Annotated in this window: 17 protein-coding genes; 12 read left to right on the forward strand and 5 right to left on the reverse strand. The window is 62.4% G+C overall.

Annotated elements, in window-relative coordinates:
- Nucleotides 1-44 precede the first annotated feature (44 nt).
- From CXQ93_RS06190 to CXQ93_RS06215, 6 genes are all read left to right on the forward strand, one after another.
- Nucleotides 45-524 (forward strand): DUF177 domain-containing protein, encoded by a 480-nt coding sequence (locus CXQ93_RS06190; protein WP_256939770.1) that lies wholly within the window; start codon nucleotides 45-47, stop codon nucleotides 522-524.
- 58 nt (nucleotides 525-582) lie between these two features.
- Complete coding sequence (rpmF, locus tag CXQ93_RS06195) at nucleotides 583-786, forward strand: 50S ribosomal protein L32 (protein ID WP_054011667.1); 204 nt, start codon at nucleotides 583-585, stop codon at nucleotides 784-786.
- Between the two features lie 56 nt (nucleotides 787-842).
- Nucleotides 843-1,706, forward strand: coding sequence for a ribonuclease III (gene rnc / locus CXQ93_RS06200; RefSeq protein WP_104109549.1), 864 nt, complete (start codon nucleotides 843-845; stop codon nucleotides 1,704-1,706).
- Nucleotides 1,706-2,623, forward strand: coding sequence for a bifunctional DNA-formamidopyrimidine glycosylase/DNA-(apurinic or apyrimidinic site) lyase (gene mutM / locus CXQ93_RS06205; RefSeq protein WP_104109550.1), 918 nt, complete (start codon nucleotides 1,706-1,708; stop codon nucleotides 2,621-2,623). Before rnc ends, mutM begins: the two co-directional genes overlap by 1 nt.
- A 262-nt stretch (nucleotides 2,624-2,885) precedes the next feature.
- Nucleotides 2,886-3,419: a hypothetical protein gene (locus CXQ93_RS06210; RefSeq protein ID WP_104109551.1), complete on the forward strand. Its 534-nt coding sequence runs from the start codon at nucleotides 2,886-2,888 to the stop codon at nucleotides 3,417-3,419.
- Nucleotides 3,420-3,587: 168 nt separating this feature from the next.
- Nucleotides 3,588-4,556 (forward strand): DUF559 domain-containing protein, encoded by a 969-nt coding sequence (locus CXQ93_RS06215; protein WP_146073175.1) that lies wholly within the window; start codon nucleotides 3,588-3,590, stop codon nucleotides 4,554-4,556.
- Nucleotides 4,557-4,774: 218 nt separating this feature from the next.
- Here CXQ93_RS06215 and CXQ93_RS06220 read toward each other — a convergent pair whose 3' ends face one another.
- The 3 genes from CXQ93_RS06220 to CXQ93_RS06230 all read right to left on the reverse strand — a co-directional run bounded on the left by CXQ93_RS06220 (nucleotide 4,775) and on the right by CXQ93_RS06230 (nucleotide 9,608).
- Nucleotides 4,775-5,746 carry an NAD(P)-dependent oxidoreductase gene (locus CXQ93_RS06220; RefSeq protein ID WP_258068673.1) on the reverse strand — a complete coding sequence of 324 codons (972 nt, stop codon included), beginning with the start codon at nucleotides 5,744-5,746 and terminating at the stop codon, nucleotides 4,775-4,777.
- A 104-nt stretch (nucleotides 5,747-5,850) separates the two neighbouring features.
- Nucleotides 5,851-8,580 carry an alpha/beta fold hydrolase gene (locus CXQ93_RS06225; RefSeq protein WP_258068636.1) on the reverse strand — a complete coding sequence of 910 codons (2,730 nt, stop codon included), beginning with the start codon at nucleotides 8,578-8,580 and terminating at the stop codon, nucleotides 5,851-5,853.
- Nucleotides 8,581-8,582: 2 nt separating this feature from the next.
- Entirely contained in the window at nucleotides 8,583-9,608 is a 1,026-nt protein-coding gene (locus CXQ93_RS06230; protein ID WP_104109553.1) for a 3-oxoacyl-ACP synthase III, read from the reverse strand.
- Nucleotides 9,609-9,894: 286 nt separating this feature from the next.
- Between CXQ93_RS06230 and smc the strand changes: the two genes are divergently transcribed.
- Nucleotides 9,895-13,563 (forward strand): chromosome segregation protein SMC, encoded by a 3,669-nt coding sequence (gene smc / locus CXQ93_RS06235; RefSeq protein ID WP_181036068.1) that lies wholly within the window; start codon nucleotides 9,895-9,897, stop codon nucleotides 13,561-13,563.
- A 71-nt stretch (nucleotides 13,564-13,634) separates the two neighbouring features.
- Here the strand turns inward: smc and CXQ93_RS06240 are convergent, their stop codons facing one another.
- Together CXQ93_RS06240 and CXQ93_RS06245 are read right to left on the reverse strand one after the other, a co-directional pair.
- Nucleotides 13,635-14,144 carry a GNAT family N-acetyltransferase gene (locus CXQ93_RS06240; protein ID WP_104109555.1) on the reverse strand — a complete coding sequence of 170 codons (510 nt, stop codon included), beginning with the start codon at nucleotides 14,142-14,144 and terminating at the stop codon, nucleotides 13,635-13,637.
- Nucleotides 14,141-16,069 carry an FAD/NAD(P)-binding protein gene (locus CXQ93_RS06245; RefSeq protein ID WP_104109556.1) on the reverse strand — a complete coding sequence of 643 codons (1,929 nt, stop codon included), beginning with the start codon at nucleotides 16,067-16,069 and terminating at the stop codon, nucleotides 14,141-14,143. Before CXQ93_RS06245 ends, CXQ93_RS06240 begins: the two co-directional genes overlap by 4 nt.
- Nucleotides 16,070-16,348: 279 nt before the next feature.
- Here CXQ93_RS06245 and CXQ93_RS06250 point away from each other — a divergent pair, with 279 nt between their 5' ends.
- From CXQ93_RS06250 to CXQ93_RS06270, 5 genes are read left to right on the forward strand one after another with little or no spacing between them, the layout of a single operon-like run.
- Complete coding sequence (locus tag CXQ93_RS06250) at nucleotides 16,349-17,401, forward strand: amino acid ABC transporter permease (RefSeq protein ID WP_181036069.1); 1,053 nt, start codon at nucleotides 16,349-16,351, stop codon at nucleotides 17,399-17,401.
- On the forward strand, nucleotides 17,398-18,213 hold the full coding sequence (locus CXQ93_RS06255) for an amino acid ABC transporter ATP-binding protein (protein ID WP_104109558.1): 816 nt from the start codon (nucleotides 17,398-17,400) through the stop codon (nucleotides 18,211-18,213). Before CXQ93_RS06250 ends, CXQ93_RS06255 begins: the two co-directional genes overlap by 4 nt.
- An 11-nt stretch (nucleotides 18,214-18,224) precedes the next feature.
- Nucleotides 18,225-19,229: an ABC transporter substrate-binding protein gene (locus CXQ93_RS06260; RefSeq protein ID WP_104109559.1), complete on the forward strand. Its 1,005-nt coding sequence runs from the start codon at nucleotides 18,225-18,227 to the stop codon at nucleotides 19,227-19,229.
- A 54-nt stretch (nucleotides 19,230-19,283) separates the two neighbouring features.
- Nucleotides 19,284-20,153 (forward strand): DUF1684 domain-containing protein, encoded by an 870-nt coding sequence (locus CXQ93_RS06265; protein ID WP_104109560.1) that lies wholly within the window; start codon nucleotides 19,284-19,286, stop codon nucleotides 20,151-20,153.
- Nucleotides 20,150-21,343: an LLM class flavin-dependent oxidoreductase gene (locus CXQ93_RS06270; RefSeq protein WP_104109561.1), complete on the forward strand. Its 1,194-nt coding sequence runs from the start codon at nucleotides 20,150-20,152 to the stop codon at nucleotides 21,341-21,343. Before CXQ93_RS06265 ends, CXQ93_RS06270 begins: the two co-directional genes overlap by 4 nt.
- Nucleotides 21,344-21,346: the final 3 nt, after the last annotated feature.

The raw sequence follows: 21,346 nt of genomic DNA on the forward strand, positions 1-21,346 counted from the left end.
CCCTCAACGTCAGTGTGAGGGAGCTTGGGCGCAGCCCGGGCAGCATGTGGAAGTTCGAAGAGCGTATACCTGTGCCGGAAGATTTTGGCACTCCGCTCATTGGCGCGATTTCCGGATCCGATTTGGATCTGGAACTCCGTTTTGAGGCCGTTCATGAAGGTATTCTGGTATCGGGTAACGTACTTGTCGAAGTGACAGGTGAGTGTTCCCGCTGCTTGGAGACGTTCGAGGATGACCTTGAAGTCGATGTGCAAGAACTTTTCTTCTACGAGGAGCCGTCCGCGGAATTCCTTGAACAAGAAGAAGATCAGCAACGTTGGGTCGAGCACGATTCTATCGATCTTGAACCGGTGTTGCGGGACGCAGTGGTAACCGCCCTGCCGTTCCAGCCGGTGTGCCGGGAAGACTGCGAGGGTCTGTGTTCCGAATGCGGAATACACCTTGCGGATGAGCCGGGGCACCATCACGAGATCCTAGATTCTCGGTGGGCTGCCCTACAGGGCTTAACCGGCGAAGAAAACTAGCAAATAAGTTTTACTTATGGGCACATGCCTGTGAGTTATCGAGAGAAAAGAGTTTGCCGTGGCTGTTCCGAAGCGGAAGATGTCCCGTGCCAATACGCGCGCACGCCGTTCCCAGTGGAAGGCCACCGCGCCTGCTCTGGTAAAGACCATTGAAAATGGCGAAGTTGTTTACAGCTTGCCGCACCAGGCCAAGGTCGTCACCGACTCAGCCGGTACCGCACTGTTCTTGGAATACAAGGGCCGTAAGGTTGCTGACGTCTAAAGACGTCCGTTCGGCCAACAGGTCCGAATGATTGTTTAATATTTAGCAGGAGTGTCATGTCCGCAGAAATTCCATCATCGGAACTCACGGACGGACACAAACTGCTGTTGAAGCGTCTCGGTGTCAGTATTGATGCCGGGACGCTTCGTCTTGCCCTCACACATAGGTCTTACGCCTATGAAAACGGTGGCATCCCCACGAACGAGCGTCTCGAGTTCCTCGGCGACTCCATTCTGGGCTTCTCCGTCACCGACGCGCTCTACCGCGACAACCCGTTGCTGCCCGAAGGCGATCTGGCCAAGCGCCGTTCCGCCGTGGTCTCCACCCGCGCCTTGGCCTCCATCGGCCGTGAGCTGGGGATCGGCGAATTCATCTACCTCGGACAGGGCGAGAGGCTCACCAAGGGCCGCAACAAATCCTCCATTCTGGCTGACACCATGGAAGCGCTCATTGGCGCCACCTACCTCACCCACGGCATTGAAGTTGCCCGCCAACTGGTCATGCGACTGGTTGGCCCGCTGCTGGCCGATTCCGCCGTGCTCGGCGCCGGCACCGACTGGAAAACCAATATCCAGGAAATCGCCGCCGCCCGCCGCCTCGGCACCATTGTCTACGACATCACCGGCGTTGGTCCCGACCATAACCGTTCCTTCACCGCCAGCTTGATCATTGGCGGCAAGCACTACAGCACCGGCACCGGGCCCTCCAAAAAGGAAGCCGAGCGGACCGCCGCCGCTGCCGCTTGGGTGGATCTGGAAAAGAAGTTTGGCTCCGGCTCTAGTACTTCTGCCTCGTCTGCCACTGCCACTGCCACGTCCGACGCCGTTGCCTCCGCAGCTTCCGGCTCGCCTGCCGCTTCTTCCGCTTCGGCCGGCTCACTTTCCGGCACGGCTGCCGCTGGCGTTTCTACCGCAGAATAATGCCTGAGCTGCCCGAAGTTGAGGTAGTTCGCCGCGGCCTTGAACGTTGGGTTGCCGGGCGGAGCATTATTGATGTCTCCGTTCCGGATCCCCGCTCCATCCGCCGCCACGCGTTGGGTGTTGAGGACTTCCGCGGCAACTTGATCGGCGCCACCGTGCTTGACGTGGTCCGCCGCGGTAAATTCCTGTGGATGCCGCTGTCGGATGAGCTTTCATCCTCTGCTGAGCCGCACACTGCGCTCGTGGCTCATCTGGGCATGAGCGGGCAGTTGCTGGTGGAATCACCGGAGCAGCCGCACGAAAAACACCTCAAGGTACGCCTTTCCTTCTCCCAACGAGCTGACGCCCCGGAAGAATTGCGGTTTGTTGACCAGCGAATCTTTGGTGGACTCTTCGTAACATCACTTGTCCCCACCTCTGATGGACTGCCCGGCGGTGCCGGCAGGAGTGATGCGGCTTCGATTCCCGCTGAAGCGGCTCATATTGGCCGGGACCCGCTTGATCCGCACTTCGACATGGAAGCCCTCCATCAGAAGTTCCGGGCTCGCAAGACGGGGATTAAACGTGCGCTATTGGATCAGGCTTTTGTCTCTGGCATCGGAAACATCTATGCCGATGAGGCGCTCTGGGCTGCCAAGATGCACTATGCCCGGCGCACCGAAACCATGCGCCGGCCAGACACCGAGCGGATCATTCATGCCGCTCGTGAGGTCATGTCGCGTGCTTTGGATGCCGGTGGGACCAGCTTTGACTCACTGTATGTGAACGTCAACGGCGCCTCCGGGTACTTTTCCCGCTCACTGAACGCCTACGGCCGCGACGGAGAACCCTGCCCGCGCTGCGGCACCCTGATCAAGCGGGAGACTTTCATGAACCGCGGATCGCACTTCTGCCCGCTGTGCCAACAGTTGCGCTGAGTTGACGCCGAATGGGGAGCTGGCCGCCAGCACAGTATGAGTTTTCTGCTGTGTCTGGTTGGCCCGTTGGCACTTGGGGTGGCGTTGAATGCGTTGGTACGTCCGGCCCTTGCCCGGTCACTCGGCGGGGTGCAGCACGGCAGTGGCGCCGGTGTCCGGTCCCAAGATACGTGGTGGTCCTTCGCCGCCGTCGAGGTTCGGCCTCAACTTCCTAGGATCAGCCTCAGCAACCCAGGACCACTGCAGTGCTACTGGACAAAAAATGGTGAAGACGGGCATCCTTCTGCGGCGAATTACTGGGCTGGTGTTGCTGCCGCTAATTCTTGTTACCGGGGCCGGATGCACCATGCCGGGCGCCCCTCAAACACTCGACGAGGAACAACTTGGTGCCATCTCCGAGCGTGTCACCCAGTCAAAGCCAGGGCTGGAAGCAGCGCTACGGGCTGATACTAAGAGCTGCGAAGGGTTGTGCCAGCGCATGAGCCTGGATCTCTCGCCGCGAAAAGCCAATTACAAAGCAGTGGACCTGGGCCTGGCCATCTATGAAACCGACCTGGCCCTGACAGCAGAAAATATCACGGCATTTGAGTACTGCTTCGATTGGCGTCACTGGACTCAGGAAGAAGTGCAGTATCTCGATGCCCGTCTCGGTGAGGTCCGCGGACTTGGCTACGGAGGGGTTCTACGCAACGCGGCGGAGCAACGGCCAACGTACAATTGCTACTCCTTCGCCTCAATCTCCGGGCGGGAACAACTCGCTACATTCCTCCGCGTTCAAGGCGCTATTGCTGACTAGAAACTCTATGTCCCCATCGACGTGACGCCAAGCTGCTCTCGAGAACGCTTGCTGTGCTAAAAAATATTTGTGACATTGATGCGGATGGAGGCGTCCGTTGTCCACAGATTGGGGCATTTGCTCATATTCGCCTTGTTTGCCCAGGATAGTCTGAGCAGAATCTGAGACATGGAAAAAGAACTCGCTGAGAGTCTCTTCACGAATTTATGGCCTAGTCAGCAAATCGTCGCAACCACTGGGCAGCTCAATGCGCTCGGCTTGAGTACGCGGGCACTGGAAGCCGGGGTCAGGTATCGCCTCGTCCATAGAATGCGGCGCGGTGTCTACATCCCCATGCACCAATGGCAGGATCAGCCTCTCTGGGTTCAGGACAAACTTGCTCTCATGGGCCACCTCGTTCAGGCGACAGCTTTGCCTGTGTATTCGCATTTCAGCGCTGCACGTCTGCATGGGCTTAATGTCTGGAACTGTTCGCCGCTCATTCACCTCAGCGCCGGGTACAACACGTCTGCATCGACGCTTCCTGCCGATGTTGTGTTGCACAAACTTGATACCTCAGAGTCTGAGTTCCAAGAGCTGTATGTCAGAGGAGTGGGCATGGTGCGCTTGACCTCGCTCCGTCAGACAGTGCTTGACTGCGCCACCATTGCGCCCTTGACTCAGGCAGTCGTGATTGGTGATTCTGCTCTGAACAAAGGGCTTGTTTTTGAGGAATTGGAAGAAGCCCTTGCTGCGGCAACAGGACGGCGTGGCGTGCAACGTGCCCGGCGAGCCATAGCTGCCATGAATGCCCTGTCTGAATCTGCTGGGGAAAGCCGAACACGTTTGATCATTGCAGAGCTTCCCATCGAGCAGCCGGAGATGCAGATCTGGCTTGAAGGACGATTGGGACGCTTCCGGGTCGACTTCATGTGGCGAAAACTTCGGCTCATCCTCGAATTTGATGGCAATATCAAGTACTTAGACTTCCAGCTGTCCGCCGAACAAGCACTCATTCAGGAGCGCGAACGGGAGAATGAGCTGATCGAACAAGGGTGGCGGTTTATTCGGATCAAATGGGCGCATCTCAATGACCCGGATTCCCTCAAAGAACGAATCCTCAGGGCTTATTGGGCCGCATCGGCCGCAGCAGCTTAGATGATAGCGACTTTCCCGGTCCTGGACGGTAGTTAGCTGCTGGAGGACACAGACAAAAGCGCTAACGGTATCTAACCACCGTCCTGTCGCGGTGTGAGCCTTCTAACCACCGTCCGGTTGCGGTGTGGGCCCTCTAACCACCGTCCGGTCGCGGTGTGAGCCTTCTAACCACCGTCCGGTTGCGGTGTGGGCCGGAAATGTGACTCTCCTGGCGCCGCTTAGCCCCGGTAGTGCTTCGCCAACCGCGCCAAACCCTCATCGAGTGACACCGAGGGAGTCCAATCCAGAACGGCTTGGGTGTGCCGTTGATCGAACCAGTGGGCTGTGGACAGCTGTTCAGCCAAGAATCGGGTCATGGGCGGTTCATCTTGAACCCAGCCGCGGGATCCCGCAGCCGTCCAGGCCTTTTCAATGACAGATCCGGCGCCACGCGCCAGCCATCCGGGGACAGAGTAACTGGGTGCCTTCACACCAGCCGCCGCACAGATTCCGGCAATCAGCTCGCCCACGGCACGAGGCTCGCCATTCGTGACCACGAGCGCCTGTCCGTGGGCCTGATCCATGCGTTCGAGTCCGCGAACAATGGCTTCGGCAGCATTGCCCACATACGTGGTGTCAATGAGCGCACGCCCGCCATCAAGAAGGGGAAGGCGGCCGGCGCGGGCACGCTCCACCACGCGTTCCACCAACTGCGTATCGCCGGGGCCCCACACCACGTGCGGGCGGATCGCCGTCACGCGGAACTCGGGTGAGTCCTCGGACAGTGCGATCTCTTCGGCGGCCGCCTTGGACCGGGCGTAGTGTCCGCGGGCTAAATCCGGATTCGCGGTGCCAGCGGGAGCACCCACAATGGAGGCGCCAAAATGCGCCACAGACGGTGAGGACACAAACACAAAATCTCGCAGTCCCTCATGCTGGGAGGCGCTGATGAGCTGGCGAGTGCCCACAATGTTCGTGGAGACAAAGTCGGTCCACTCGCCGGTGAAGGAAACCTTCGCCGCCAAATGCACCACGGCGTCCATCCCTGCCACGGCGTGGGCCGCAACATCGGGATCCACAATGGATCCCTGGAGAGATTCCCACGGAGCCTGAACGGGACGGCGCTGCAAGCTCCGGACAAAGTAACCGCGATCGTGCAGCAGTTGCGCCACGGCCCGGCCCAGCATGCCGCTGGTGCCGGTGACCAGCACCTTTCGTTGCCCAGCTCCAGCCGTTGAGCCAGAACCGGACCCGGGGTCAGCCCCAGGCGTTGAGCCGAAACCCGAGTCAGAACCTAACCCCGAACCCTCAGTACTCACGGCTGTCCGGCTTTCTCCCCAGCTAGCATGCGCGCAGCCCAGCGTGACAGCTTGGCTCTGTCGATCTTGGAATTGTGCCGCACATCGGTGGGCATGGCGTCAAGGGTGAGGACGGCGGCAAGCGGCAAGTCCACCGAGAGCGATGCAGCCCGAACCGCAGCGGCCAGCGCAGCAGGAGCCAGCCCCGGACGCTTGACAGCAGGAATGGTCTCGATGATTGCAACAGCAGCCTGCGTCCCCATCGGGCCAACGCCAACAACCGCAGCACGCGCAACGCCAGCCACCGTCTCGATGGCCTGCTCGGGCGCAACAGGTGTCTTGACGCCAGCAGACGTGGTCAGAATGTGCTCCATCCGGCCCTCAACCCACAGCCGGCCCTCAGTGTCCAGATGCCCCACATCGCCGGTGCGGTGCCAGCCTGGAATGGACACGCTGTGCTGTTCGGTGATCCATAGGCGGTCGTAGCGGTCCTTCACATGTGGGGCGCTGACCAAAATCTCACCGGTGACATTGGCCGCAGTCGTCGATTCCAGCACCAGTCCCGCGGCCGTGATGGGCGCGATCGACACCGTGGCACCGTCCACTGCAGTCCCAACACACACGCCATTTCCCACACCGGCGGCAAGGATGCCCGGCAGATCAATGTCAGTGATGGGCAGCGCTTCCGTCATGCCGTAAGGGGTGTGCAGGGCGGCGTTGACAGCCAAGTCCTGGACCTTGGTGAGTAGCGTGTGTCCCAAAGGGGCGCCAGCAGAGAGGAGAAGTTCGACGCCGGCCATCACCTTTTTCAGCTCGGGTGAGAGTTCGTCAGCGGTCGCCACCACGTTGACGAGCGCCGCGGGGGAGGCGAACACAACTGTTGCATTGATGGCGGCGGCAGCCTCAGCGAGGGCCTTGGCGGTCAGGGTACGCGGGGAGGTGACATCCATGTCGGGAGTGACAGTGGTGGCGCCCAGCGCCGGGCCGAGCAGGGCAAACGGAGCGAACCCGGCCACGAGGGCTGTTCCGGCCGCCAGGTTGTAGCTTTCCTTGAGGGTGTCGCGCATGGCGGCCAGACGGCGGTGCGTGTACACCACTCCCTTGGCCGGGCCGGTGGAACCAGAGGTGAACAGCACGGCTGCATCAGCATCTGGCTCGGGAGCTGTAAAAGCAGTGGGGTAACCAGCCAGGCGGGTGACGCGACCGTTGGCCATCAATTGCGGCACAGTCGCGGCAACGTTAAGCAGGGGCTTCTTCACAGCGGCGGTGGAGCCTGTGAAGTCTTCGGCAGCGATCCGGATGCCGGGCCAGTTGTAGAGCCGCGCACCAGCCAAAGCGCGTTCAATGCCAATGAGGAAGTCCGGTCCGGCTCCCTTGATGGCACGGCCCAGTCCCTTGGTGCCCAATCCGGCATCGGCCACCACAATGACGGCCCCTAAACGCAAGCAGGCATAGATCAGGGTGGTCAGATTGATACCGGGTGGCACCAGCAGGTTGACGCGGTCTCCGGCCTTGACGCCGAATTCACGCAGCCCTGCGGCGAGATCGTCCACGTCGCGGGACAGCTGGGCCCAGGTCAGGGCACGGGTGCCTCCGCCGGGCAGCATGTCCACCACGGCCGTGGAGGCGTCCGAGCGCCGGGCATCAACTTCGGCAAGCATCGAGACGTACGCGCCAACATCAGCTGAAGCAGCAGCGGCAGAAGCAGGCGTACCGGCAGTCAGATCAGCAGTAGCGTCGGCATCGGATCCGGCAAGGTGATCCGCGAGCCAAGCGAAGGCTGGCGTGGCGATGTCGCGGTCCTCTTGAACCAAATGGCTGGCACCTTCAAAGCGGTGCACTTGGGCCTGTGGCAGCCGGGTCAAAAGATCCCGCAGGTACCTGTCGGAGAAGACAGGATCCTTGGGGCCCCACAGCATCAGCGCCGGAACATCCAGAGCGCTGATGTCAGTGGAGACCGCATCAAGTGCAGCCCACGACGGGTGCGCCGGGGTGGCCGGAATATCGGCCACAAAGTTGCCTACACCAGCTCGGCGGGCGATGGTTTGATACGGGGCCATGAAGGCGTCCCGGACCTCGTTGGCCAAGGTGGGCTGCGCCAAACCGTGCGTGATGCGCAAAAAGGCGGAAGACGTCGTCGTACCCCATTTGTGAACAGCGGGATGCAGGGCCAAGGTCAGGGCCGGGGGAAGTGCGAATCCGGCCGGGTGAACAGCTGTGTTTGTCAGTACGACGGCGGCCAGCTGATCCTTGTGGCGGGCGGCCCAACCGAGGGAGATGAGTCCGCCCCAGTCGTGCCCCACGCTGACAACGGGACCACTGAGGCCCAGCTCGGCGGTGAAGTCGGAGAGATCGGTGATGCGGTCCTCGAGGCGGCGGAAGGTGCCCGTGCGCTCGGAGAAGCCCATGTCCAGCTGATCCACGGCGATGACGCGCCACGGGCCGCCGGTTGCCAGAGTTTCAGGGGACGTGGCCCCGGCGAGCAGGGTGCGCCACAGGTAGCTCCATGTGGGATTGCCATGCACGCACAACAAGGTGCCCCGGGGTTCTAACCCGGTGGCCAGTACATCGGCCTCGTTGTCCAGATAGTGCCACTGCCGGCTGGCGCCCTCGGGATCAACGGAGGCGGTGGAAGGAACACTGCGAACCTGGCGCCAGTGCGCTTCCACTCCGGGCCACGGCTGGGACACAGCAGCAGACACAGCAGCTGACACGGGCTGCGGAACCGCAGTTTGTTCAGAAGCCACTGCTACCACGCAATTTCCATCATGGCAGTGTTCAAGCCGGAGCCAACACCCATGCACAGCACGCGGTCGCCACGGTTCAGGCTCTGGGATTCCTGCGCCAGGGTCATGGGCAGGGACGCGGGACCAACATTGCCCCACTTGGGGAACGTGATGGGGACGCGGCCCTTGATGAGGTTCACGGCCTTGATAATGGCGTTCGTGTACGAGTTGGAGACCTGGTGGGTGACGTAGCGGTCCATGGAACGCCAGTCCCAGCCGTCGGTGTGAGCCTCGTGCCAGGCGTCGGTGACAAGTTCCAGGCCGTTGTCCAGCAGGCCCTTGGTGTCGGTAAACATGCCATCGGGTCCGCCAACGCACAGTTCATGGTGTTGAGTGGCAGCACGCGAAACACCGCCCACAATGCGGTGGCCTTCCGGGTGCAGATCGGACGGGCCCATCACGGCTGCTGCGGCCCCGGAGCCCAGTGTCAGGGTGGCGAATTCCTTCAAGTAATCTTCGCGGGTGGACGTCTCGGCGTTCAAGCGCTTGAAGGTGGTTTCCTGCGTTGCTTGGGCGTCCTCGCCAGCCACAATCAGGGCGTACTTGATCTGGCCGGAATCAATCATGTTCGCGGCCAGGGTCATGCCGTTGACAAAGCCCAGGCAGGCGTTGGCCACATCGAAGTTCATGGCGGAGGACGGCAAGCCCAGTCCGCTGTGAACCTTCACGGCAACCGAGGGTTCAAGGTTGCGGCGGGTCACGGAGGTGTTAATCAGCAAACCCACCTGGCTGGCCTCAATGCCGGATTCGGCCAGGGCCTTGGCGCCTGCTTCAATGGCGGCGTCGTCAAAATCAGTTCCGGGGGCCCACCAGCGGCGTTCCTCAACACCGGCCACACGTTCCAGCAATCGCTTGGACAGGCGCAGACGTTTCAGGCTCGGGGCCAGGCGGGCGTCAAAGTCACTGGACTTGACCACCACCGGAGCCTCAATGCTCGAAACAGCGAGCAAGGAAGTGTTGTGGTGACGAAACGTAGCGTTGCCGATCAAGTTCCAGCCTTTTTCTTGGGGTATTGAGGTGTTTGATGGCACCGGAAAACCAGTGACGTGGCCCTCAATGGTGCACTGCCAGCCGTCGACGGCCGCCTGAACACATCAAGGCCCACGCTTAACTATGCACCTATAAGGGGTGTTCCCGCACATGCGCCTCGGTGCATACACAGCGCCTACAGGGTGCCTGCGTGGTGTGCGCACGGTGCGGGAGGCCCTGTGGGATGTGGAAATTCACGGTAGATTGGCTTGTGAGAAATGGTCCGGCGCGGGAGAAGAAAACAGTTTGCATCTAAAAAGTCTTACCGTGCGTGGATTCAAGTCCTTCGCCTCGGCCACCACCTTTGACTTTGAACCCGGTGTGACAGCTGTTGTTGGCCCCAACGGTTCCGGTAAGTCCAACGTGGTGGACGCGCTGGCCTGGGTCATGGGGGAGCAGGGCGCCAAGACGCTGCGTGGCGGCAAAATGGAGGATGTGATCTTCGCTGGCACCTCCGGTCGGCCACCCCTGGGCCGTGCACACGTTGCCCTCACTATTGACAATTCCGACGGCGCCCTGCCGATCGATTATGCCGAAGTCACCATTTCCCGCACCTTATTCCGGGCCGGCGGCTCCGAGTACGCCATCAACGGAACCAGCTGCCGGCTGCTGGACATCCAGGAACTCCTCTCCGATTCGGGCCTGGGCCGTGAGATGCATGTCATTGTGGGGCAGGGCCAGCTGGACAAGGTCCTGCATGCCACGCCCGAGGACCGCCGCGGCTTCATTGAAGAAGCTGCAGGAATCCTCAAGCACCGCCGCCGCAAGGAAAAGACCCTGCGCAAGCTGGACGCCATGGGTGCCAACCTGGCCAGGCTCACAGATCTGACGGGCGAGATCCGCCGCCAGCTGACACCCTTGGGCAAGCAGGCCGCCGTAGCTCGACGCGCCCAAGGCGTGCAATTCGACGTTCGCGATGCCCGGGCACGCCTGCTCGCGGACAGCATTGTCACGCTGACCCAGGCAGTGGAACGCGACGAAGCCGCAGAGCTAGCGCTAAAAAACCGCCGCGAACACGTGGAACGTGAACTGCAAAGTGCCCGCGCGCACCAAGCAGCCTTGGAGCAACAAGCAGCGGCTGCCACTCCCGTACTGAACGCGGCACGGGATAACTGGTACCAGCTCTCAGCCACCCGCGATCAGTTCAAGGCCTTGGGCGTACTGGCCACGGAGCGCCGCCGTCACCTCGGGGCAACGAAAGCCGCGCCGGATCCCAGCCGCGATCCTGACCGCTTGGCCGAACAGGCTGCACGGCTGCGCCAGGAAGAAGCCGAGCTGGACCTGGCCCTTGAGGAACGCCGCTATGGCCTGGAAACTGCCATGGAGATCAAGGCTGATGCCGAAGGCGCCGTCCGGGCCGAGGAACAGCGGGTTCGTGAGCAGTTGCGCGCCGCCGCCGATCGCCGAGAAGGTTTGGCGAAACTGGCCGGAAAGGTTGCAGCTGCCCGCTCCCGCGTGGAATCGGCCGAAGCCGAGATTGGCCGCCTGCACCACAGCAAGGCAGCCGGTGCCGAGCGGCACAATACCGCGGCACAAGAGTTTGCAGCCCTCGAGTCTCAAGTAGCCGGGGTGGAGCAGGGCGAGGAGCGCCTCGACGCGGACTACGAAACTGCCGCCGCCGCCCTCGCCACCATAGATGAGCAGATTGCCGCCCTGACGCGTGAGCAGGTGGCTGCCGAGCGGGAACGCGATTCCCTGACAGCCCGCCGCGACGCTCTCGCCGTCGGGCTGCTGCGCAAGGATGCCAGCGCCCAGCTGCTCGAGGCCAGGCCGGAGGGTGTCCTGGCATCCATGGCACAGCTCATTGCCGTGGTGCCCAGCTACGAGACTGCCCTTGCCGCAGCCCTGAACGCCGCGGCCGAGGGCGTTGGGGTCACAGGTTTGAACGCCGCGCTGGCTGCCCTTGAGCTCGTCAAGAAGCACGACGGCGGCCGCGTCACCTTGGTCCTCACCGACGCCACAGGTGGTGCCGGGCCTGGGGCCGACTCAGACTCGGGTGATGAACAAACTGCATCGAAGCAGGCCACGCTGAATCGGGCCGCCCTGACGCAGGCTGCTGCGGTAGCCGCACAGAGCGTTGCCGGGGCTGTTCTGGCACGAGCCCAGGTAAGCGGTCCGCCCGAACTGGACCGGACCCTCGATGCGCTGCTGGCCGGCGTGGTGCTGGTTCCGGATATGGCAGCAGCCCAAGACGTCTTGGCCCACGACGCATCGCTGACGGCAGTGACCGTTGCCGGGGATGTCTTCACCCAGTGGTTGGTGCAAGGCGGATCTGCCATGGCGCCGTCGTTATTGGAATTGCAAGCAACAGTCGATGAGACAGAAGCGGCGCTGGCCAAGGCGGTGGCACGCGGGGAACAGACACGCTTTGCGCTCGCGGGCCTGCAGGGACGACGTGGTGCTTTGGCGCAGGCTGAGGCAGATGCCTTGGCGGCGCTCAACGAATCCGACGCCCGGCTGGCAGCAGTGGCCGAACGGCTTGGATTGTTGGGGGCCACATTGCGCTCGGCGGCGGGGGAGTCCGATCGCCATGCGCAGGCAGTGCAGGGCGCAACCGCCAATCTGGAGCGTGAACAAGAGGCCTTGGAAGAGGTGGCGGCACGGTTGGCTGCGGCGCAAGAGGCCCCGGCCGACGTCGAGCCTTCCATGGATGAGCGCGATGCCCTGGCCGCGGCAGCCACGGCCGCCCGCTCAGTGGAGTTGGAGACTCGGCTGCAATTGCGCAGCACCGAGGATTCGCTCAATGCCACACGCAACCGCGCAGCGGCGCTGGAACGGGCAGCCGCCACGGAGCGCACGGCGCGGGAGCAAGAGGCGCAGCGTGCTGCGCGCCGGCAGTTCCAAGCCAGGAAGGCTGCCGCCGTGGTCGCCGCAACCCAGCAGGTTCTGGCGCTGGTCCAGGAGTCCATTGAGCTGGCTGAGCACGTGCGGGACGAGGCGGAGGAGCAACGGGCTACGCGTGAGGTGGAGCTGATGGCTGTCCGCAGCGCCACGGTGGAGGCCGAGAAGGAGCGGGCCCGGCTGACCGATTCCGTGCACAAGGACGAGCTGGCCCGTGCGGCCCAGAAGCTGCGGATCGAAACGTTGGAAAACAAGTCGATCGAGGAACTGGGCCTAAGCGTGGATCACCTGCTCAAGGAATACGGTCCTGACACGCTGGTTCCGCTCGGCCCGGGTGAGGTCACGGACAAGTGGGCCGCGCTGCACGTGCGCGTCGATGATGACGGCAACGAAATCCGTGAGGGCACCCCGTTTGTGCGCGAGGAGCAGGAGAAACGGCTCAAACGGGCCGAACGCGATCTTGCTGCCCTGGGAAAGGTCAACCCCTTGGCGCTGGAGGAATTCGCAGCCCTGGAGGAACGCCACCAGTTCCTGTCCTCGCAGTTGGAGGATCTGAAATCCAGCCGTAAGGACTTGCTGGACATCATCAAGGAAGTGGACCAGCGGGTGGAAGAAGTGTTCACTGCCGCCTACACGGACACTGCCGTGCAGTTCGAACAGGTCTTTTCCAGGCTGTTCCCTGGCGGTGAAGGGCGGCTGGTGCTGACTGATCCGGAGAACATGCTGACCACGGGCATTGAGGTTGAGGCCCGGCCCGCCGGGAAGAAGATTAAACGCCTGTCCCTGCTCTCGGGTGGGGAGCGCTCGCTGACTGCCGTGGCGCTGCTGGTGGCCATTTTCAAGGCCAGACCCTCGCCGTTCTATGTCATGGATGAGGTGGAGGCGGCGCTCGATGACACCAACTTGGGCCGGCTCATCACCCTTTTTGAGGAACTGCGCGAGTCCAGCCAGCTCATTATCATCACGCACCAGAAGCGCACCATGGAGGTTGCTGACGCGTTGTACGGCGTCTCGATGAGGGGCGACGGCGTCTCCGCAGTCATCAGCCAGCGCATGGACCGCGCCGCCTCCTGACGCCGCATCACTTTCCGGCGGTTTTTCCGCGACGCGGCATCATTTTCCGGCGGTTTTTGCGCGACGCCGCATCACTTTCCGGCGAGATCTTTGCTGAACGCGAGGAACGGCAAACTCTCCGCCGGCGCCTCGAGATCGAACAGGGCCGTGTAGTTGGTGCTCAGGTACAGGCCCCTGGCCTCGGGCTGACGTGGCCCCGTGGTCAGATACACGCGCCGGTAGCCGAGCTCGACGGCCTTAGCCTCGAGCTCGGCCATGACGCGGCGTGCTAAACCGCGGCGGCGATGCTGTGAATGGGTCCAGATGCGTTTGAATTCGGCGGTGTCGGGAGAGTAGCGGCGGAAGGCGCCACCGGCAATCGACACACCATTTTCCTGAATGATCAGCAGGGCACCATCTGGGGCTTCAAATTCTTCGGCTGGGTACCTGTTGAGCTCGGCTTCGGCGTTTCCTGCCCCGAACAAGTCGGCGTACCGGTGTTCGTATTCCACGGCCAGCTCATCCAGGAGTGGGCGCACCCGATCGTCGTTGAGGGGCAGTGACAGCACCGTGAGTTCCGTGGTGTCTAAGGGTGAGTTCATGAGAGTGTCCTTCCGGAAAAAGCTGTCAATGTGGAGCGCTGGGTCAACGTGAGCAGAAGCAGTCGGGCGAGCGCATCGTTCTCTCGAAAGGGAGCCGCGTTGCTATTTGGGCGGGCAAACGCCCCGGAGCCCCAGGCCGAGGTGCCGGGTCCGACGGCGAAAAGAGACTCCGTCGCCTCATCCCGTGACCCCACCACCTGATGGGAATCGCTCACCAATAATCTGCCCGTGGACACTGTACCGTCGGCGGTCAGCAAATGTTGCTCCGCGCCACCGCCGCTGCTGTGGAGCGACGACAGGAGTGGGTTGGCCGAGTGGGCCACAGTGGGTGCAGGTAGGCGGGCCTCGATGAATGCCGCGGCCATAACTGTCGTGGCGCCCTGCGCGGCCGTGGCTCGAAACAAGCCGCTGGACTCTTCCGCAGTCACCTGCAGATTGGGGCCGAGGAACTCCAACAGCCCGGCCCGGTGGATGGCCAGGAGTTGCCGCAAACGGTGCGGTGGCGGGCCGGAATCCACAAAACTAAAGAAGCCATGCCACCAACCATGCACCGCGGCATGAGATCCGGCACTCAGCCGTTCGGCCGGAACCAGCGAGGCGACATCCATATACGCCCGCAGCAATCCCAGGAACAGTGCAAGGGTTTCGGGGTGCTCCTCGCTGTCCCGGCGCCGCAGATCCTCGGCAATATGATCGACGACGGCGTCGGCAACCTCACCGGGAGTGCCGTAGATGAACCCGTCGAGGGGATGGTCCAGCCGCTCAAAGTCGAGGTGGAGCGCGGGATCCGGCACGGCGGAGCTGACGAGGGTGCTCCGTTCGGGGCTATACCAATCAAGGCCGGCCAAAGCATCGGAGAACTCGGACCAGTCCATGCTCACGCGCTCCGGGCTGCCGCTGAACAGCTCCTGATAGTACGAGTGCGCCGTGTCCTTGGCGATGAGAGGCCACAGCTGGGTGCGGAAATCGAGTTCGCTGTGGTCGGCCAGGAGCCGCTGGACCGCCTCGGCCGTGAAGAACTGTGCCGCCCCGGGTGCCGTGCCCCGCAAGGTGGCGGAGATTTTCGAATGGAACGGCACACCGCGCCGCGAGCCTGCCCACAGCCTCGGCTCGTGGCCGGATGGCACATAGTCAAGTTCGCCGTCGTCCCTCTTACGGAAGCGACCGCCGCGGCCCTCCATGAGCAAGACCACGAGGTCCACGAATGCCAAGCCCATGCCGGAAACAATCACGTCCTGCCCAGGATCAAGCGCGGAATAGTCCACATCGGTGGTGTACGCCGGGGCGGCATGAAAGCGGCCGTGGCGGGCGGCAAAGTCGGCAAAGTGCGCCGAGGGGCCGTGCACCGTGGCATCAGTATGACCTAAGGCAAGGACGACGGCGCTCGCGGCCAACACTGTTCCGCCGGCAAGGCGGACAGTATGAATGCCTTCCTTGGCGGCCGTCACCTCGAGAGCGGTGTCCCGGTGGACGGTCACGGTGGCCTGCGGTGCCAAGGTGGCAACGGCGCGGCGGAAGAACCACTCGAGGTAGGCGCTGTGCAGCTGCCGGGTCGGGAAGGATGCGCGCGTCAGGGTTGCTGCCTGTTCCGCCAGATGAGCATGAAGCAGCGGGGCGTCATCGAGGGTGCCGGCGGTCAGCGCGGCCGCCCATTGGGCGAGATCCGGTCCGTCGACGGCGGGGCCTGCGCACGCCACGGAGGCGTCCGTAAACATGGTCACGTCCCCGGCCATGGAATTGAGCATGAGTCCGGGGTCTTGATCAAAGCGCCAGATCCGTCCGGAGCCGGCCGTGAACGGTTCCACGACGTGGATGTCCACGGCGGTCGGGAGGAGCTCCGGCGCGTTGGCGCCGAGACGTTCCAGCACTCCGGCTGTGCGCGGGCCGCCGCCGATGAAGACGAGGCTGTGGTCGTGGCGAGACATAGGGACTCCTGGCCGGTGCTGCACGGAAGCCCGTGGAGCAGCTCTAGCGAATGGGTGATGTGCCCATGTTAGGGCGCCGCACAGGGCCGAAAAAAGGGTGCGGTCATGTCACTTCACCGCCGTTCATGGGGCGTCATTTCCAGTTCACGCAACGACACATGACGCTCTGCGTCCCATCATGAAGCCGTGCAACGAAGGCTTTGGAAGCGGTTCCGAAATCCGCCTAGATTTGCAGCCATCGAAGCACAACAATCACGATGAAAGAATCGAGGTGGCGCAATGAGCACCGCACCTACCAAGCTGGCCCCGTCGGCCACCCAGGCCCCGGAGTCCGGGGCGCCGTCGGCCACCCAGGCCCCGGAGTCCGGGGCGCCGTCGGCCACCGAGGCGCCGGAGCCCGCATCGGCCCAGCAACGCGCCGTGGCCGACTATTCGGGGTACCGCATCGTCGCCGCTAAACACCCGTGGCGCTGGGTCGGCACCGTCGTGGTGGCACTGGGTGTCGCGGCTATTTTGTGGTCGCTGATCACCAACCCCCGGTGGGAATGGGATGTGGTGGCGCAGTGGTTTACCGCGGAGTCCGTCATCCGGGGTCTGGGTGAAACTCTTAAGTTGACGGTTATTGCCGGAGCGCTGGGTTTCATCCTGGGCTTCATTTTGGCGCTGATGAGGCTTTCCGCGTCCCCGCTGTTGGCGTCGGTGTCGTGGACGTTCTCCTGGATTTTCCGTTCCACCCCGCTGTTGGTGCAGATGCTGCTCTGGTACAACTTGGGTTATCTGTACGAAAAGATCAGCCTGGGCATCCCCTTCACAAGTGTGACGTTTTTTGAGGTCCAAACCACAACGTTGGTTAGCCAATTCGCTGCGGCCATTCTGGGCCTGACCCTCAACCAGGCCGCCTATTCCGCGGAGATCATTCGCGGCGGCATTCTCTCGGTGGATCAGGGCCAAATTGAGGCAGCGGCGGCATTGGGTATTCCTGCCTGGCGTCGATCCACCCGCATCGTGTTGCCCCAAGCCATGCGCTCCATTCTGCCCACGGCGTTCAACGAGATTATTGGCTTGGTCAAGGGCACCTCCATTGTGTACGTCCTTGCCTACTCGGAACTGTTCTACACCGTGCAAGTCATTTACAACCGCACCCAACAGGTCCTGCCGCTGTTGCTCGTGGCCACGCTCTGGTACATCGTGATCACCTCTGTGTTGAGTGTTTTCCAGTACTACATTGAACGCCACTATGCGAAGGGGGCGGTGCGGACACTGCCGCTGACGCCGTTGCAAAAAGCCCGGAAGTTCTTCTCCCTCCGCACCACCGCCAAGGATCTGTCATGACCATCACCGAAACGATACCCACGCTCAGCGATACAAGGGGCCTGGTAGAAATCACTGACGTCCACAAAAGCTTCGGCACACTGCACGTGCTCAAGGGTGTTTCCCTGACAGTGGAACCCGGAGCCGTAACAGCCATCCTTGGCCCGTCGGGTTCGGGCAAGTCCACACTGCTGCGCACCATCAACCATCTGGAGAAGGTGGATTCCGGCTACGTCGCCATTGACGGCAACGTAGTGGGTTACAAGAAGCGTGGCAACACTCTGCACGAGCTTCGAGAAAAGGAAATCCTCAAACAACGGACCGAGATCGGGATGGTGTTTCAGAATTTCAACCTCTTTGGCCACCTCACGGCACTGGAAAATGTGAGTGAAGCCCCCGTGGTGGCGCAGGGAAAAACCAAGGCCGAGGCTCGCCGTCGTGGTCTGGAATTACTGGGGCGAGTGGGCCTGAAAGACAAAGCGGACGCCTATCCACGCCAACTTTCAGGGGGCCAGCAGCAACGCGTAGCCATTGCCCGGGCGCTGGCCCTAGACCCGAAGATCCTGCTCTTTGACGAGCCCACCTCCGCACTCGACCCGGAATTGGTCAACGAGGTCCTCGACGTTATCCGGGAGCTCGCCACCTCCGGCACCACGTTAATCATCGTCACGCATGAGATGGGCTTCGCTCGCGATGTGGCGGACACGGTGGTGTTCATGGACCAGGGCCAGATTGTGGAAAGCGGCCCTCCTGCGGACATCTTCGCCAATCCACAGCAGCAGCGCACCAAAAGCTTCTTCTCCAAAATCATCGAACCAGCGTTTAACATCTAAGGACCATTCCCATGTCACAGCCTCCCGCACTCCGGAACCCCCGACTTCGCACCCTCGCCGTGCTCCCCGCCGTCGTCCTTGCTGGCATGGCCGTGCTGACAGGCTGCTCCGATCCAGGGGCGCAAGCCGCCGTGGCCGGGCAGGAAACCGCTGCCGCCAACGGTGTGGTGTACAACAGTTCGCCGGAGCAGAACCGCATCCGTGCCCAGAAGGATCCGGCCCTGGCTGCCAAGGTACCGGCGGCGATCGCCGAGGACGGCAAGCTCACTGTGGGCACCACCGCCGGTTCCGTGCCGCTGAGCTTCCATGCCACCGATAACAAGACGCCCATTGGTTCCGAACTGGACCTGGCGCAGCTCGTGGCCGACAAATTGGGCCTCGAACTCGACGTGCAGGTTACTGCCTGGGAGAACTGGCCCCTGAAGACTCAATCCGGAGACCTTGAGGTGGTGTTCTCCAATGTGGGCATCAATGCAGACCGGGTGAAACTCTTTGACTTCTCCACCTACCGTGCCGCCTTTATGGGCTTCGAAGCCAAGAGCACCTCCAGCTATGACATCAAGAGCTCAGCGGATATCTCCGGACTCAGGATCTCCGTGGGATCGGGCACCAACCAAGAAAAGATCCTGCTCGCCTGGAATAAGGAACTCGAAGCCGCGGGCAAGGCTCCGGCCCAGTTGCAGTACTACTCATCGGATGCCGACACCATTCTGGCCCTGGGCTCCGGGCGCACCGACGTCAACATCACGCCCTACCCTTCAGCTGTCTACCGTGCCAACACTCGTGACGACTTGAAGATTGTGGGTAAGGTCAACGCCGGCTGGCCCAATGAAACCTTGGTCGCGGCCACCACGCTCAAGGACAACGGACTGGCCCCGGTCATCACCGACGCCCTGAACGAGGTCATCAAGGACGGCAGCTATGCCAAGGTTCTGAACCGCTGGGGCCTCAGCGAAGAAGCCTTGACGGCCTCCGAAACGGTCAATGAATCCAACTACACCGGCGCCACCAAATGAGATTTCCACGATTAGAAGTCATCGCCGAAGATCACCGCACGCAGAGGAGTCATCATGTCCACAGCAGCACCCGCTGATACCAACCAGCCAGCAAGCAGCCAAACCCCCTTTGAATCCGCGTGGACACAGTGGCACGAAGCCCACGAGAGCCTCCGCCGCGATCCGCACGGATTCCTGGCAGTCACCGATCTGCACTGGATCACCACAGAAGCAGCAGCGCTCGCAGGTGCCCCGGGCACGTGGCGGCTCGCGGACGACGCCGTTCATGTCACCTTGGGTGCCGGCGAGAGCCTGCTGCGCGACGGCGTCGAACTGAATACGACGGAGAACCTGAATGCCGAGGGAGAGCTGGTCTTTGGACCCATCGAGGAACGAGACGGCATCAACTTAGGCCATAGGAATAGTGTGTTGGAGCTGGCCAAGCGAGGCGGCGAATACATCCTGCGGCCGCGGAATCCGAGCAACGCCTTGCTCCGCAACTATCAGGGCACCCCGGCGTTCGTCCCTACCAAGTCCCTGGTGGTGGCGGCACAGTACGTGCCGTTCCGCCAGCCGCGCGAAACCACTGTGAGCGCCGCCGTGGAAGGAATTAGCCACGTTTATCAGGCACCCGGGAAAGTGACCTTCAAGCTCGACGGCGCGGAGCTGGCCTTGACAGCCTTCAACGGTTCAGCTCCGGGCACGTTCCAAGTGCTCTTCACAGATGAAACCTCAGGAATCAGCACGTATGCGGCCAACCGGACACTGACATTCACCGCCCCCGAGCAAGGTGGGACCACAACGCTCGATTTCAACCGGTCCGTGAACCTGCCGTGCGCCTACACAGACCTGGCCACCTGCCCCCTACCACCCGCCGAGAACCACCTTCCGGTGGCCATCACCGCCGGCGAGAAAATCCCTTTTGAACGAGAGGCCGCCCAATGAGCTCCACAGAAAATTCCCTACCCGGTTTCCTAGCCCTTGAGCTCGACGGCGACGGAGCGCACCCGGCTGCGTGGCGGGCCGCCCGCCATACACCTGCCGAACTCTTGACCGGTGAGCGGATCCGCGCCACGGTACTGGCCGCCGAATCGGCAGGGTTTCAGATAGCAACCTTTTCCGATGGGCCATTGGTGGCTGGCCAAGAAGGCCATGCCGGGCACGATGTCGCTGGCCGGCTCGACGCCGTGCAACGGGCCGCGTTCGCCGCACCGCTGACACACAGCATCATCCTGGTCCCCGAAGTGGACACCGTGTTTACCGAGCCTTTCCACGTGGCCACCCAACTGGCCAGTCTCGATTACGTCTCGGGTGGTCGAGCAGGCTGGCTTGTGGCGGCCAGCGGCACAGAACGAGAGGGGGCCGCCGTCGGACGGGCCAAGGTGGAGGGTGCGGCACTGGCTGCAGAGTCTGCCGCCTCGGTGGAGGTGGCCCGCAGGCTGTGGGACAGCTGGGAGGACGACGCCGTGATCCGCGACGTCGAGTCCGGGCGCTACCTCGACGTGGACAAGCTGCACTACGCAGATTTTGAAACCGGCCCCGATTTCCCGGGAACGGGCTACTCCGTGAAGGGTCCGGCCATCATTCCCCGCCCCCTGCAGGGGCAGCTCCCCGTGCTTGCACCGCTGCGTCTGATCGGTGGCAACGGTCTCGAAGATGGAGGCTTGAACGTAGGTGGCCCCGATTCTGGAATTGACGCCGTGCTGGTGCGGGCACGTGAGGTGAGCGAGCTGGCTGCCGAGGTCACGCGCATCCGCGGGCTGTTCGCGGGCCGGGTTGCCGTCATCGCCGAACTCGATGTGGTGCTCGATGCCCGCGGTCAGAGCGCGGCTGAGCGGATTGCGGAGCTGGATTCTCACACACCGTGGCACAGCAGTGGCGCCCGGTACACCGGTAATGCGCAGGGCCTGGTGGAGGTTTTGACGGAGATTCTGGCAACCGCCCACGGAGTTCGGCTGCACCCGGCCGTTCTGGACGTTGATCTAGATGAACTGGCCAGATTGGTGCTTCCGGTCCTGCGCCGCCGGGGCGTACTGGCACCCACCACTACCGATGCCACCTTCCGGGACCTGCTCGGACTGGACCATCCGGCCAGTCGCTACGCAGCCGTTGAGAAGCAATCCGTTGACTTTTAGGGA

Origin of the sequence: Arthrobacter sp. N199823 (genome assembly GCF_002929705.1) — a bacterium.
Taxonomy (GTDB): domain Bacteria; phylum Actinomycetota; class Actinomycetes; order Actinomycetales; family Micrococcaceae; genus Specibacter.